Source organism: Cetobacterium sp. NK01, assembly GCF_024506395.1.
GTDB classification, from domain to species: Bacteria; Fusobacteriota; Fusobacteriia; order Fusobacteriales; family Fusobacteriaceae; genus Cetobacterium_A; species Cetobacterium_A somerae_A.
Map to the genome: position 1 here is coordinate 474,233 of NZ_JANIBO010000001.1, position 14,302 is coordinate 488,534.

Annotated in this window: 14 protein-coding genes; 6 read left to right on the forward strand and 8 right to left on the reverse strand. The window is 26.6% G+C overall.

The window, feature by feature from the left end:
- Nucleotides 1-2: 2 nt before the first annotated feature.
- Nucleotides 3-1,304 carry a 16S rRNA (cytosine(967)-C(5))-methyltransferase RsmB gene (gene rsmB, locus NON08_RS02310; protein ID WP_256691211.1) on the forward strand — a complete coding sequence of 434 codons (1,302 nt, stop codon included), beginning with the start codon at nucleotides 3-5 and terminating at the stop codon, nucleotides 1,302-1,304.
- A complete protein-coding gene (locus NON08_RS02315; RefSeq protein ID WP_256689912.1) occupies nucleotides 1,304-1,933 on the forward strand; it encodes an O-methyltransferase in 630 nt (209 codons plus the stop codon). Before rsmB ends, NON08_RS02315 begins: the two co-directional genes overlap by 1 nt.
- 30 nt (nucleotides 1,934-1,963) lie before the next feature.
- Here the strand turns inward: NON08_RS02315 and NON08_RS02320 are convergent, their stop codons facing one another.
- Entirely contained in the window at nucleotides 1,964-2,464 is a 501-nt protein-coding gene (locus tag NON08_RS02320) for an FUSC family protein (protein WP_256689913.1), read from the reverse strand.
- 159 nt (nucleotides 2,465-2,623) lie between these two features.
- Here NON08_RS02320 and NON08_RS02325 point away from each other — a divergent pair, with 159 nt between their 5' ends.
- Together NON08_RS02325 and NON08_RS02330 are read left to right on the forward strand one after the other, a co-directional pair.
- Nucleotides 2,624-3,250, forward strand: a complete 627-nt coding sequence (locus NON08_RS02325; RefSeq protein ID WP_256689914.1) for an MBL fold metallo-hydrolase — start codon at nucleotides 2,624-2,626, stop codon at nucleotides 3,248-3,250.
- 11 nt (nucleotides 3,251-3,261) lie between these two features.
- The gene (locus NON08_RS02330; protein ID WP_256689915.1) at nucleotides 3,262-4,206 is read left to right on the forward strand and encodes an NAD(P)/FAD-dependent oxidoreductase; all 945 of its coding nucleotides are present in this window, start codon (nucleotides 3,262-3,264) and stop codon (nucleotides 4,204-4,206) included.
- Between the two features lie 42 nt (nucleotides 4,207-4,248).
- On the opposite strand, the gene NON08_RS02335 is transcribed toward NON08_RS02330, so the two are convergent.
- The 3 genes from NON08_RS02335 to NON08_RS02345 all read right to left on the reverse strand — a co-directional run bounded on the left by NON08_RS02335 (nucleotide 4,249) and on the right by NON08_RS02345 (nucleotide 8,098).
- The gene (locus NON08_RS02335) at nucleotides 4,249-6,360 is read right to left on the reverse strand and encodes a glutamine synthetase III (protein ID WP_256689916.1); all 2,112 of its coding nucleotides are present in this window, start codon (nucleotides 6,358-6,360) and stop codon (nucleotides 4,249-4,251) included.
- A 116-nt stretch (nucleotides 6,361-6,476) separates the two neighbouring features.
- Entirely contained in the window at nucleotides 6,477-7,241 is a 765-nt protein-coding gene (locus NON08_RS02340; protein ID WP_256689917.1) for an IclR family transcriptional regulator, read from the reverse strand.
- Between the two features lie 11 nt (nucleotides 7,242-7,252).
- Complete coding sequence (locus tag NON08_RS02345; protein ID WP_256689918.1) at nucleotides 7,253-8,098, reverse strand: S1 RNA-binding domain-containing protein; 846 nt, start codon at nucleotides 8,096-8,098, stop codon at nucleotides 7,253-7,255.
- Nucleotides 8,099-8,572: 474 nt separating this feature from the next.
- Between NON08_RS02345 and NON08_RS02350 the strand changes: the two genes are divergently transcribed.
- Together NON08_RS02350 and NON08_RS02355 are read left to right on the forward strand one after the other, a co-directional pair.
- Nucleotides 8,573-8,851, forward strand: a complete 279-nt coding sequence (locus NON08_RS02350; protein ID WP_256689919.1) for a LysO family transporter — start codon at nucleotides 8,573-8,575, stop codon at nucleotides 8,849-8,851.
- Nucleotides 8,851-9,450 (forward strand): lysine exporter LysO family protein, encoded by a 600-nt coding sequence (locus tag NON08_RS02355; RefSeq protein ID WP_256689920.1) that lies wholly within the window; start codon nucleotides 8,851-8,853, stop codon nucleotides 9,448-9,450. Before NON08_RS02350 ends, NON08_RS02355 begins: the two co-directional genes overlap by 1 nt.
- Nucleotides 9,451-9,480: 30 nt before the next feature.
- On the opposite strand, the gene NON08_RS02360 is transcribed toward NON08_RS02355, so the two are convergent.
- From NON08_RS02360 to NON08_RS02375, 4 genes are read right to left on the reverse strand one after another with little or no spacing between them, the layout of a single operon-like run.
- Nucleotides 9,481-11,001 carry a hypothetical protein gene (locus NON08_RS02360; RefSeq protein ID WP_256689921.1) on the reverse strand — a complete coding sequence of 507 codons (1,521 nt, stop codon included), beginning with the start codon at nucleotides 10,999-11,001 and terminating at the stop codon, nucleotides 9,481-9,483.
- Between the two features lie 19 nt (nucleotides 11,002-11,020).
- Nucleotides 11,021-11,734 carry a diacylglycerol kinase gene (locus NON08_RS02365; protein WP_256689922.1) on the reverse strand — a complete coding sequence of 238 codons (714 nt, stop codon included), beginning with the start codon at nucleotides 11,732-11,734 and terminating at the stop codon, nucleotides 11,021-11,023.
- 12 nt (nucleotides 11,735-11,746) lie between these two features.
- Nucleotides 11,747-12,211, reverse strand: a complete 465-nt coding sequence (gene ybeY / locus NON08_RS02370) for an rRNA maturation RNase YbeY (RefSeq protein ID WP_256689923.1) — start codon at nucleotides 12,209-12,211, stop codon at nucleotides 11,747-11,749.
- 14 nt (nucleotides 12,212-12,225) lie between these two features.
- Nucleotides 12,226-14,295: an HD family phosphohydrolase gene (locus NON08_RS02375; protein WP_256689924.1), complete on the reverse strand. Its 2,070-nt coding sequence runs from the start codon at nucleotides 14,293-14,295 to the stop codon at nucleotides 12,226-12,228.
- Nucleotides 14,296-14,302: the final 7 nt, after the last annotated feature.

Genomic DNA, 14,302 nt, shown 5'->3' on the forward strand with positions numbered 1-14,302 from the left:
TATTGAATATTAAACAAAGAGTTATAGAAGTTTTAAATGAATTTGAAAAAGGAAAATATTCTAACATACTTTTAAATGAATATTTTTCTAAAAATAACTTAAGTAAAGGAGAACGTGGATTTATAACTGAAGTTTTCTACGGAGTTATTAGAAATGATATCTATTTAAATTATCAATTAGAAAAAAGAACAAAATCTATAAAAAAAAATTGGATTAAAAACTTATTAAAAATCTCTATTTACCAAGCCACTTTTATGAATAGTGACGATAAAGGAGTAGCTTGGGAAGCTACCGAATTAACTAAAAAGAAATTTGGAGTTCCGGTTAGTAAATTTGTTAATGGTGTTCTTAGAAGTTATTTAAGAGATAAAGATGAAGAGATAAAAAATCTTAAAAACGAAGATAAATTAGATATTTTATATTCTTATCCAAGATGGTTTTATGATAAAATTAAAAAAGAATATAAAGAAAACACTGAATCTATTTTAATCTCACTAAAAAAAATTCCATATTTAAGTATTAGAGTTAACAAATTAAAGTATTCTGAAAGTGAGTTTGAAGCACTTTTAAAAACTTTAAAAATTGATATTATAAAAAAAGTAGATACTGTTTATTATATTGATTCAGGTATTATTCTACATACACCTGAATTTAAAGAAGGGAAAATTATAGCTCAAGATGGTTCTTCTTATCTTGCTGCTAAAATCTTAAATCCTTTACCTGGAGAAAAAGTAGTTGATACTTGCAGTGCTCCTGGAAGTAAAACTGCAGTTTTAAGTGAACTTATGAAAAATACTGGTGAAATTTATGCTTTAGATATTCACCAACATAAAATTAAAATTATTGATGAAAATCTTAAGAAATTAGGTATTACCAATGTAAAGGCTATTAAATTAGATGCACGTAAACTTAAAGAACAGGGTCAAAAATTTGATAAGATTTTAGTTGATGCTCCTTGTAGTGGTTATGGCGTTCTTAGAAAAAAACCTGAAGCTTTGTACAACAAAAACATGGCTAATGTTAAAGAACTTTCAGCTTTACAGTATGAGATTTTAGAGTCTGCTGCTTGTACTTTAAAGGTAGAAGGAGAAATTGTTTATAGTACTTGTACTATATTTTCAGAAGAAAATACTGATAATATTATTAAATTTTTAAATAATCATAAAAATTTCTCTGTTTTAAAAATTTCTCTCCCTGAAAATGTAAATGGACATTTTGATTGTATCGGAGGATTTTTAATCGACTATAAAGAGGAAATTTTAGACAATTTTTATATTATTAAATTACGAAAGGATTTTGAATAATGTTAGATGAATTAAAAAATGCTAATGAATATATTATTGACAAAATAGTAGAGACAGATTCTTTAATACTTGAGATGGAGGCTTTTGCTTTAGAATATAATGTTCCTATTGTTACAAAAGAAGTTGCTAAATATCTTGAATTTTTAGTTTCTAGTCATAACTTTAAAAATATACTTGAAATCGGAACTGCAATTGGTTATTCTGGAACTATTATGGGAAAAATTGCTAAAAAGAATGGTGGTAAATTAACTACTATTGAAATTGATGAAACTAGGTATAATCAAGCTTTTGAAAACTTTAAAAAAGCAAATCTTTTGGATTCTGTTAACCTTATTTTAGGAGACGGTGTTGAAGAAGTTAAAAAACTTAATGAAAAATTTGATTTTATATTTATAGATGCTTCAAAAGGTCATTATATGGAGTTTTTTAATGATTCTTTTGAAAGACTTGAAGAAAATGGTATAATTTTTATTGATAATATTATGTTTAGAGGATATCTTTATAAGGAATATCCTAAAAGATTTAAAACAATTGTTAGAAGACTGGATGAATTTATAAGTTACCTTTATCAAAATCATGATTTTGTTTTATTACCTTTTGGAGATGGAATTGGTTTAGTAAAAAAATAAATTTTTAAAGTAGAGTTTAAATAATAAACTCTACTTTTTTCTTTTTAGTTTTTTATATTCACCACTCAGTATCCAATTACATGCTAAAGCTATTATTACACCAATAATAGTTGTTAAAATTCTTTTTCCTGCCCAAAAATATGGATCTCTTCCCTCCATATTAGTAGTAATCCCTAAAAATACAATGCATGCTATGGTATTTGATGAAGGTTTTCTTAATATATATGTACACCCTAAAATAATTATAATCATAGATAGGGCCATTACAAAACTTCCTTTAAAATCTGTTGATTCTGTAGTTATAAAATAAATTGCAAATAGACCTATTACTCCACCAAAAATAGTTCCAATAACTCTTTCAATACCTACCCTAAATGAATCTCTAATTGTTCCTTGTAAACATGAAACAGCTGCTATCGCTGCATAAAATGGATTTACATTCAATAATACTTTTAATAAAAACACGCATAAAAAAACAGAGATAGAGATTCTTAGACTTTTATTTAAAATCTCTTTATGTTCTATCTTCATTTTCTTCTCCTCTTAAATATATTTTATAACATATAATATAACAATCTAATTCTTCTGTCTATATTCATATTCATAATTTTTTCTAAATAAATATTTTCATAGAAAAAAATACTAAAATAATGTATAATTAAGAAAAAGACTATATTGGAGGTAATTTTAATGAAAATTAAAGCCTTTCCTTTGGGAAGCTATATGACAAACTGTTATTTAGTTTGGAATGATAAAAACGAGGCTTCACTTTTTGATTGTAGTGATTCAAGATTGCAAAGTATTTTATCTTTTATAAAAGAACATAATTTAACTTTAAAAAATGTTATTCTTACTCATGGTCATGGAGATCATATTGGTGGAATAAATGAAATAAAACATATTTTTCCTGACATTAAAATTTACATTGGAAAAGAGGAAGAAAAATTTTTAACTGATCCTTCTTTAAATTTATCTTACGCTATTCAAGGCTATGATTTTTCATATACAGGTGACTTTACTCCTTTAAAAGAAGGAGACTCTATTTTTGGATTTGAAGTTATTGATACTCCTGGTCATACAATTGGTTCAAAATGTTTCTATAACAGAGAATCTAATTTTATGATCTCAGGGGACACACTATTTAGAAGAAGTTATGGTAGATATGATTTACCTACTGGAAGCTTATCACAATTACAAAAAAGTTTAAAAAAGATTTGTGAGAATTATCCAGAAGATACTATAGTGTATAGTGCCCATACCGAACCTACACTTTTAGGAGAGGAAAAAAGAGTATTAAAATCCCAAGGAATGTTTTAGGAGGAATTAATATGGAGAATAAAATTTATGATGTTATTGTTATTGGAGCTGGTCCTGCTGGATTAACTTCAGCTCTTTATGCTGGAAGATCTAATCTTTCTGTCTTAGTTATTGAAAAACCAAATACAGGTAGTCTTCTTATGGCTCATAAGATCGAAAACTATCCAGGTATTTTAGGATCACCTACAGGTAAAGAGATCTATACTTTAATGAAAGAGCAGACTTTAAAATTTAATGTAGAATTTGTAGAAGCTACTTTTTTAGCCTTTGATTTATTTGGTGAGTATAAAGTTGTTAAAACAGATAAAGAAAATTTTACAGGAAAAACTGTTATAATAGCTAGTGGTTGGGCTAAAAATGGAGCTAAAAAACTCCCTGGAGAAGAAAAGTACTTAGGTAAAGGAGTTTCATATTGTGCCACATGTGACGGAGCTTTTACCAGAAATATGACTGTTTCTCTTTTTGGTAAAGGAAAAGAGATTGCAGAAGAAGCATTATTCTTAACAAAATACTCTAAAGAAATTCACATGTTTATAACTGATAATTGTGATGATAATTGTGATAAAGCTCTTATGGAAAATTTAAAGACTAATGAAAAAGTTAAAATGTATTACTCTAGTGAGTTAATTGAAATAAAAGGTGATGAATTTGTAGAAGAAGTTATTGTTAAGGTAGATGGTATTCATCAAACTTTACCTACACAATTTGCATTTCTTTATTTAGGTACAAAGTCTCTTAAAGAACTTTATGGAGAAGTTGCTTCATTAGACGAACATGGATATATTATCACCGATGAATCTATGCACACATCTATTGAAGGAATTTACGCTGCTGGTGATGTTAGATCTAAGCATGTTAGACAAGTTACTACTGCTACATCTGATGGTACTATTGCAGCTCTTGAGGCTATTAAACATGTTTTAAAGAAGCATAATTTAAAAGCTCAATATAGTTAGATTAAAAAAGCCAGAGTTTTAAAACTCTGGCTTTTTTATTTTTTATAATTTAAATAACATATCTTCATATGTTGGTACTGGCCAAATTTTCTTTTCAACCTGATGTTCTAACAGATCTATAATATCTCTTAAACATTTTAATAAAGGTATAATTTCCTTATTTAAATACACTACCTTTTCATATAAATCTTCTATTTCATTAGCTACTACTAATTGAGATTCTAATTGAGCTAAATAATCTTTCAAACGATTTTTTCCTGCTAAAAGTTTTATTAAGTGAGCTTTATCTACTGCTAAAAACTCGTCATCTCCTAAAACTTCTCTCAATGAAAGTATACTATTTGATATTTTAGAAGCATATTCCATTAAAGACGGATATATTTCATTTCTAGCTATTCGAATCATAGAGCTTCCTTCTATATTAATTTGTTTTATATATCTTTCACAGTAAACTAAATATCTTGCCTCTAACTCTTCTGGAGATAAAACTTTTGCATTTTTAAATAATTCAACTATATTTTCTTGCTTGTATATTTTTAATCCCTCTAAAGTATTTTTTAAATTTTTTAATCCTCTTTTTTCTGCTTCAACTTTCCAACTTTCATCATATCCATTTCCATTAAAAAGAATTCTTTTATGTTTTTCATATCTATCTTTTATTAATTCAATTATATCCTTTTTTAAATTTTTAGGTTCTTTAGTTTCTAAATAATCAGCATATTCCTTTATTATTGTACCTATTATTGTATTTATTATAAATGTTGGAGTTGATGCTGATGCACTTGATCCAGGCATTCTAAATTCAAATTTATTTCCAGTAAAAGCAAATGGTGATGTTCTATTTCTATCTGATATATCCTTTGGTATTCTAGTGAAATTTTTTACACCAAACTCCATATTTTCTTGTGCTTCATTAGTTGGAACAATTTTTCCAATATTTTTTAATATTTCTTCTAATTCTTCTCCTATAAATACAGAAATTATAGCTGGTGGAGCTTCATGTCCTCCTAATCTATGATCATTTCCTGGTGTTGCACAAGAAGCTCTTAAGACATCAGCATATCTATCTATTCCTTCTAATACTGCTGTTAAAAACACTAAAAATTGAAGATTATTTTTTGATAAAGAAGATGGATCTAATAAATTTTCTCCTAGATTTGTTGACAATGACCAGTTACAATGTTTTCCTGAACCATTTACGCCTTTAAATGGCTTTTCATGTAAAAGTGCGCTTAAATTATGTCTGTCTGCAACTTTTTTGATTATATCCATTGTTAATTGATTTTGATCAACAGCAACATTTGCAGTTGTAAACATAAGTGCAATTTCAAATTGATTTGGAGCTACTTCATTATGCTTTGTTTTAGCCATTATTCCAATTTTCCATAATTCTGCGTCAATTTCATTCATTACTCTTTCAACTTTTTCTTTAATACTTCCGTAATAATGATCGTTTAATTCTTGTCCCTTTGGTGGTAATGAACCAAATATCGTTCTTCCTGAAAGCATCAAATCTTGACGTTTTTCCCAAAACTTCTTCTCTATTAAAAAATATTCTTGCTCTAAACCTAAAGTGTTTGTTATTGATGTCACATTAGACTTTGGATCTAATATTTTTTTTAATCTTAATGCTTGCTCTGATATAAAATCTATTGATCTTAATAATGGTACTTTTTTATCTAAAGCCATTTGATTATATCCTATAAATGCTGTTGGAATATATAATGATTTCGACAATCCCTCTCCTCTTAAAAACATTGGTGATTTACAATCCCATGCCGTATAACCTCTTGCTTCAAAAGTTGATCTAACTCCACCATTTGGAAATGATGATGTATCTGCTTCTCCTTTTATAAGCTCTTTTCCTGAAAATTGCGAAACACAACTTCCATCTGAAGACATAGAAATAAATGAATCATGCTTTTCAGCAGTTAACTCTGTTAATGGTTGGAACCAATGAGTAAAGTGAGTAGCTCCATTTTCAGTAGCCCAATTTTTAACTGCATTTGCTATTGAGTCTGCAAGTTCTATAGATAACTCTTTTTCTCCATTTTGAACTTTTTTAAACTCTTTAAAATACGATTCTGGTATTCTGCTTTTTAATTTATCCTCTGTAAAGCAAAATTGTCCAAAAATTTCCAGCATGTTGTTCATAAATCCTCCCTTTTTTGTTCTACATTGTCGAACGTCATTCTTTAATAAAAAATTGTTATATTTACAATATACTATTTTTATTTTTTTGTCAACAAGAAAATAAAAAAGAGGAGTTATTACTCCTCTCGTGCTCCTAATTCGAACGATATTTTTTTGCTCATTGCAACCATTTTGGGTGCTAATTGTGGAAGAATATGCATTAATTTCTCTCTTGTAGCCATTATAGAAGCTGTTCCAACGAATACATTATTAACTTTAAAAATTGGAACAGATATACAATATATTCCTAGTTCAACTTCTGATCTCTCTAGCGAATACCCATCACTTCTTATTTTATATATTTCTTCTATTAGTGTTTCTCTATCTATTATTGTACTATTTGTATATTTATGCAATAAGTTTTTATTAAATATTTTATCAATATTTACATCTTTAGAATAAGCCAATGCTAATTTTCCTGATGCTGAGGCATTTAATGGTATTTTAGTAACCGAAGTACTTATTGTATAATACATAGAATCTGATTGTACTCTATCAATTAGTTTTAAATGCTCTCTTTTAAAAAGAAATAAATTAACTGTTACTGAAAATTCTTCTGATATCTTAACTAAATATTTATGACCTATATTTTTTATTAAAACATCTTCATTTACAATAAAACTTTTTTCTATAAATGCAGGTCCTAATGAATAATTGCTGTTTTTTTCACTTTGCTCTAAATATGAATTTTTTAAAAGTGTTGATACTATTCCATGAACAGTACTTTTACTCAAATTTACTTTTTCACTAATTTCTTTCAATGAAAGTTCATGAACCTCTTCATTAAAGCAGTTCATGATATCGATTGCTCTCTGGATAGATTGTATAGTCTTCCCTTCCATAAAATCCCCTTTTATTTTAATTTAAAAAAACCTTCTTCTGTTTTTTCAATTTTTTCTTCCTTTAAAAGTCTACCTATTGCTCTTTTAAAAGCTTTTTTACTTATTCCAAAATACTCTTTTATCGCCTCGGGAGAACTATCATCATTAAATCTGAAATGTGACTTTAATATCTTCATTTTACTTATAATAGCTTCAGCGTCTTTATCCATCTGTACAAATGCTAATTCTCTTAAAGCTAAATCTAATTTTCCATCTTCTCTTACTCTAATAATTCTAGCTTGAATCTCTTCTCCTACAGAAAACTTTCTAAAACATTCACTATTTGGTATCAATCCAAAATATCTATTATCTACTGCTACAAATACTCCAATTTCAGGATTTATTCTATACACAGTTCCTTCTACAAAATCATTTTTCTTATAGTCTTTATTAGGCATTAAAAAGCTATATATTTTCATTGTTGCAGATAATCTACCTTTACTATCTTCATATATTCCTACTAAAACCTCATCTCCTGCTTTTACATCTCCTACCATTTGTGCATGAGGTAATAATAACTCTTTTTTTAAACCCCAATCTAAAAATGCTCCTAATTTTTCATTTATATCTGTTACGTATAACTTCCCTATTGTTCCAACTGTTAGAGCAGTTTTTCTTAAAGTTGCAGTTAATCTATCTTCTGAATCTCTGTATATCATTACATCTAATTCATCTCCAATATCTAATACTTTTCCTTCTAATTCATTATTTGGCAAAAGAATATTATCTTTTGTATCTCCAGTTCCTGCATCTAAATGTGCACCTTTACTACTGAAATTGTTAATTTTCAATGTTTGTCTTTTTCCTACTTTTATCATTTTACCTTTCTCCTTACTATTTTACTCCAAATAGTTTCTAAATAAATTAAATTTTTGTCCATTTTATTACTAGTTTACACTTTTCATAATTTTTTAATATTTTATAATTAATATAAATATTATCTCACACTTTTCAGTTTTTTCACATAAATTTATATAATTTCAGTTTTTTCTTTATAATTTTTTTAATTTAAAATTATTAATCGGTTATATCTTTTTATTTTATTATAAAAATATTTTACTACTTCTAAAATAAAAAAACTGTTTATTATAGAGTATCAAATTTTACATATTTTTACAATAAAAAATACTTTTTATTAATTCTAAGATATTTCTTATTATAAAATATTATTTTTTATAATATTCATAAATTTATATATTGCTCCTTATCTTTTTTAGTTTGTTTTTTAAAAATTTGATTTTATCATATTAATTGTGGTAAACTCGATATTATATTAAATTAGGAGGGAAAAAATGTTCAGAATATTACTCTATATTTTCATAATTACCTTTGGATTCTTACTAAGTAAATATCATTTAATACCTTTAAGGTTAAAATTAAAAACTTCATTTTTACAAACTTTATCTCTTTTCTTTTTATTAGGAGTTATGGGTTACAAAATTGGAAGTGATGATAAAATTATAAAAGAATTTCCAAACTTAGGTTTTCAAGCCATTATTATCGCTTGTTTTTCTATTTTAGGTAGTATCCTCATAACTAAAATAATATTTAAAAAAAGAGGTGATAATTAATGATTGGAATATTTTTATCTATATGTATTGGAGTTGTTATAGGATTATTTTTTCAAACTCCAGCATTATCTACTTCATCTGATTCTTTAATTGATTTGGGATTATGTTTGCTTTTATTTTTTGTTGGAATTGATATTGGAGATAACTCTTCTGTTTTTATAAATTTAAAAACATATGGAAAAAAAATTTGGTTTCTTCCTTTTTCCACTATTATTGGTTCACTTTTAGGTGGTTTTTTAGGTTCCTTATTTCTTCCTATATCTGTAGGTGAAGGATTGGCTATATCTTCTGGATTAGGATGGTACTCTTTGTCAGCTATTGAATTGTCTAAAATTAGTGCTGAATTGGGAAGTGTAGCTTTTTTAAGTAATGTCTTTCGTGAAATTTTAGCTATTTTAACAATTCCCCTAATTGCTAAATCTATTGGAAGTTTTGAATCTATCTCTACTGCTGGAGCTACTGCAATGGATACTTTACTTCCTGTTATAAATAAAAGTAACAGTTCTGATATATCTGTTATTGCTTTTTTTTCTGGAGTAGTTTTAACTACCTCTGTTCCTATTTTAGTTCCATTAATTGTGAATATTTTTAACCTATAAAAAAAAGAGCATGTTTGAAAACATGCTCTTTTAAAATAATATTAAATCATATATATCCTGTATTCTATATGGACTCGGTAATTTTATTTTAAGATTTTCCCAAACCCTTGAAAATGTCTCTTGATCCATATCCTTTAATTGGTTATAAACTTGTGATTTATATAATATATCTTCTCCACATTTTTTTATAGAATTTAATATCTGAGATTTTATTTTCTTATAATTCAAATCATTAATTAAAACTAAACTATAATAATCTGCTAGCAGATCTCTTTCTACACAATATTCAAGTGTTAATATCTTTCTTATTACTGTTCCTAAATAACCTATAGATAAATTTTTGCTAAACATACCTCTTCTTTCTCCTTCTACTTCAATAAAAGGTAAAAAAATATCTTGATAATGATAATCTTGAACTGATTTTGTAAAAAATAAAAAACTAGAAAAAATAGTTTTCTTCTTTACTTCTTTCTTTAAAAAACATTTATCAACTTGATAAACAGCTCCTATATGAGGAAAAAGAGAAACAGTTAAATCCTCAGAGTGACAAAAATTAACTATATTTTCTTCATAAACTTTATTAGCTTTAATTTTTCTAATAAAATAGTCCGCCTCAAATAATTCGTCTGTCAGATTATCTACTTTAAACAATGCATTAAAGACTCTATCGTTATCTAATAAATTGTTTTTAGTATCTATTGATAACTTTCCTAATAAATTCTCAAACTTTGTACTTTTTACAAAACTTTTTATAAAGTTATCATCAATTTGAGGAGAGATTTCTACATTACTTGTAATCAACAATGTACTGCTATCTTTTATTACTCTTCCTTTTTTTAATTCTTTTAAAAAAAACGATAAATATTCATTTTTAAACTCTACAAAATATTGTTTTTCTATATCATCTAAATTTAGTTTATTTAATATTTTATCGTAATTAAAGAAATCTAGTAAATTTATTATTCCATCTCTATTTATACCTACAGCATTCCAAGTACAAGTATAAGGAATAAATCCTCTTTCTTTATCCACCATTATACTTACAAACTGAGCTATTCCTCCACCCAAAGAGTGTCCTGTTATTGAGATTTTTTCTTTTGGTATCTTGAACTCATCATATATTTTATTAAATACTTCTAATCCATCATAAAATTGAACAGGTTTCACACCTAAGCCAATTTTCAAATCATTTTCTATAAAGTCTTTATATGCATCTTCTATTGGATATTTTTCACTGCCTCTATAAGCTATTACATATTTATCATATTTTATATTTTTAAAAACTACACTATAAAATCCAGTAGAATCTCTTTCTAAATCTGAAGCTCTTTTACTTTCTACATAAAATACTTCCCAATTATGAAGTATATCCTTAAAAAAATCATAAAATAAATATCTTGTTTTAGAATTTGAAAAATAAAATCCATCACTGTCTAACTTTAATGAATCGTTCTCTCTATAAATTTGATCTAAATTTTTTCTATAATCCTCTTGAGAAAAATTACAATAAGAGAGTACACTAAGCAACAGATAATCTTTCGCTCTTTGCATTATATACCTCCTAAATAATTTAAAATTTTAATAGAGATAAAAATAAATATGTTACTCCCATCCCTATTGCGGCTCCTATTATCGTTTCTAAAACTGTATGAATTTTACCCTCTACTCTTGATTGTAAAACTAAAACTAATAAAAATAACGATAAATAAAAAACTCTCACATCATGAGTTAGGAAAAATATTCCCATAAATAAAGCTCCTCCTAACGCACTATGTCCACTAGGTATTCCTCCTCTTAATGGAGTTCCTTTTTTAAAAAAACTTTTAATACCAATTACTAAAACGACTATAAATATAATTATAAAAATAAGAACATTTGCATATGATTCTTTTAATAAATCAAAAAAATTACTAAATTCACCTGCTATTCTTTTATGAAATACTAAATACCCAACTATAAGGGCATTACTAGCAGCTATAAAAACTGCACCTGCACCTACATCCTTAGCTCTTTTAGCTAAAATATTGTATTCTGGAGAAACTAAATCTACAAAACTTTCTATTGCCGTATTTAAAAGCTCTGCAGATAAAACAAGGGCCATACTAATTGATAAAACAATTAGTTCCATTCTGCTAACACCTAAAAAAATTGAAATCATTAAAACTAATATTGTACAAAATGCATGGAACTTCATATTTCTTTCAGTTCTAATTGTTTCTATTATTCCTTCAATAGCAACATTAAAACTTTGTGTTATATCCTGTTTTGTCCCCTTATCCTTCATATATTCCTCCCATTAATCTCTAGTATGTCCAAATTTTCCTAATATCTCTTCTTCTCTAGCTCTCATTTCTTTTTTATCTTCTTCATCTATATGATCATATCCTAACAAATGAAGTATTCCATGAGTTAAAACATAAAAGAACTCTCTTCTAAAAGAGTGATTATACTCATTGCATTGCTCTTCAACTCTTTCTAAAGAAATTATTATATCCCCTAAAGTATCATAAGGTCCTATCATATAGTCTTCTGTTTCATGATATGCAAATGATATTACATCTGTTGGTCTATCTTTATCTCTAAAATCTCTGTTTATTCTTTGAATCTCTTCGTTTCCTACTAATACTACAGATATATATACTGGTTTTTCAGATTGAAATTCATCATTTAAAACCTCACATATATACTCTTTTACTTCCTCTTCATTTATATATTCGTTAAATCCATCTATTTCTAAAGAAAAATCTAATACTACTTCCATTTTAACTCCTTACTCTATTTTTGTCCTGGATATTTTATTCTTACATGGTGAATACTCATTAAAACTTTTGTAAAAGTTTTAATTATTATTTCAATCTCTTTAAATGTTAGTGCTGCTTCTGATAGTTGATTATCCTCTATTTTTGAATTAATAATTCTTCTTAACATATTTTCTATTGTTATTGGTGTCTTTTCGTCTAAAGATCTAACAGCTGCTTCTACAGAGTCTGCTAACATTATGATAGCTGATTCTTTACTTCGTGGTATTGGTCCACCGTATTTAAAATCTTCCTCTATAACTGTCGGATCTAATTGTTTTGCCTTGTTATAAAAATACGCTAACATTGTTGTTCCTTGATGCTCAAACATGACGTCTCTAATTTCTCTTGGAATTTTATATTCTCTTCCTAATTCGTTTCCATCTTTAGTATGAGATGTTATTATTAATGTACTTAAAAATGGTGATATTTTTGAATGTGGATTTTCTCCTCCTTCTTGATTTTCAACATAAAATTTAGGTCTTTTCATTTTTCCAATATCATGATAATAAGATGCAACTCTTGCAAAAATTGCATTGGCTCCAATTGCTTCTGCTGCTGCTTCCGATAAAGTTGCCACCATCATTGAATGATGGAAAGTCCCAGGAGCCTTCATAGACAAAAGCTTTAATAAAGGGTGAGATAAATCTCCTAGCTCTAGTAATCTAAATGTTGTTAAAATATTAAAAGTTCTTTCAAAGTATGGTAAAACTGCTATTGCTAACATTCCAGAAAGAAGTCCAGACACTACTATTTCTCCACTTTGTAATACAATTAAATTTTGCTCTCTTCCTATAAAATATGTTAATAATAAATATAGAAAAAATTTGGTCGCTGCTAATTTCATTCCTAAAGCTATTAACTCCTGCCTTGTTGTAACTTTTTCTATTAAATATGATCCCATTATACAAACTAATAGAGTTACAATTATAAATATTGGATCATAACCAATAATTGGGAATAAAAATGTTATTGCCATAATTGTTGCCATAAAAGCAAAATCTTTAGCAAAAAGTATTGCCATTAAAAAATACATTGTTTCAAATGGAACAAAATATATATGATCTGGTTTTATAAATCTATATGCTAGAAAACCTATTGTGTATATTAAAAATAAACTTCTGTATATACTTTTATTTAGTATATTTTTTTTAAATTTATTTGCAAGCAATGGATAAAATATTACAGTTAAAATAACTGTATATAAAAAATTCGCTAAAGAAAAACCTAAACTTTTTTTATAAGAGTATATTCCAACTGCTTCTAATAGCTTAGCTTTACTATCAGTTATTATATCACCTTTTTTAACAAGTAGGGTTCCTGCTTTAATATCTAAAATTTGATCATCTATTTGAGATATTTTTTCTGCTATAGAATTTTTTGTTTTAGTTTCATCGTATATATAGTTTGCAGTTAAAAAATTTTCAACTATTTTTTTGTCAAATTCGGGGAGCTCTAAAAAAAGTTCATCATTTGGGGGTGAAATTGTTAAACTTCCCTTTTCTCTAATAATTCCTGTTGCATAAGCTTTTGTTAAAAATCCTATAACTCTTTCTTTGGTTTCTAACAACTCTTTTTTGTTCAATTGTGTAAGCTCTAATATTAATTTAGGTGGTAATTGTTTTCCAATTATATCTTCGACTTTATCAAGGTATAATTTATTTTTCTTAAAATTCTTCTTTAAAATTTCATCAAATAAATATTCTGCTCCAGATATATAGACTGTTCCAGCCTGAGGTACATATATATATTCTTTCTTAGAATTTTCCATAAGACTTTTTATAATATCTTGTTTTTTATCCCTATCATTAAAAAGAATGCTTTTAGGTGAATATATATCATTAATTGCCACATCTCCTATATTATACTTTTGTTTATTTACTATATAGCCACTTCTTGAACTAATAACTATAAGCATTATCATTAAAATCAAATAAAATATTTTTTCTTTTAAATGATGATCTTTAGTATATAATTCAGCATCGTCCGCGTTTTTCCTATTTATTTTAAAAGTTAAACTTAGACCAAATAGCTCAATCTTTTTCATATTAGTT

Coding starts and splice junctions, on each gene's coding strand:
- NON08_RS02345 (WP_256689918.1), bottom strand. CDS start 8,098: ATGATAAAAGTAGGAAAAAGACAAACATTGAAAATTAACAATTTCAGT.
- NON08_RS02315 (WP_256689912.1), top strand. CDS start 1,304: ATGTTAGATGAATTAAAAAATGCTAATGAATATATTATTGACAAAATA.
- NON08_RS02340 (WP_256689917.1), bottom strand. CDS start 7,241: ATGGAAGGGAAGACTATACAATCTATCCAGAGAGCAATCGATATCATG.
- NON08_RS02325 (WP_256689914.1), top strand. CDS start 2,624: ATGAAAATTAAAGCCTTTCCTTTGGGAAGCTATATGACAAACTGTTAT.
- NON08_RS02360 (WP_256689921.1), bottom strand. CDS start 11,001: ATGCAAAGAGCGAAAGATTATCTGTTGCTTAGTGTACTCTCTTATTGT.
- ybeY (WP_256689923.1), bottom strand. CDS start 12,211: ATGGAAGTAGTATTAGATTTTTCTTTAGAAATAGATGGATTTAACGAA.
- NON08_RS02330 (WP_256689915.1), top strand. CDS start 3,262: ATGGAGAATAAAATTTATGATGTTATTGTTATTGGAGCTGGTCCTGCT.
- NON08_RS02350 (WP_256689919.1), top strand. CDS start 8,573: ATGTTCAGAATATTACTCTATATTTTCATAATTACCTTTGGATTCTTA.
- NON08_RS02365 (WP_256689922.1), bottom strand. CDS start 11,734: ATGAAGGATAAGGGGACAAAACAGGATATAACACAAAGTTTTAATGTT.
- NON08_RS02355 (WP_256689920.1), top strand. CDS start 8,851: ATGATTGGAATATTTTTATCTATATGTATTGGAGTTGTTATAGGATTA.
- NON08_RS02320 (WP_256689913.1), bottom strand. CDS start 2,464: ATGAAGATAGAACATAAAGAGATTTTAAATAAAAGTCTAAGAATCTCT.
- NON08_RS02335 (WP_256689916.1), bottom strand. CDS start 6,360: ATGAACAACATGCTGGAAATTTTTGGACAATTTTGCTTTACAGAGGAT.
- NON08_RS02375 (WP_256689924.1), bottom strand. CDS start 14,295: ATGAAAAAGATTGAGCTATTTGGTCTAAGTTTAACTTTTAAAATAAAT.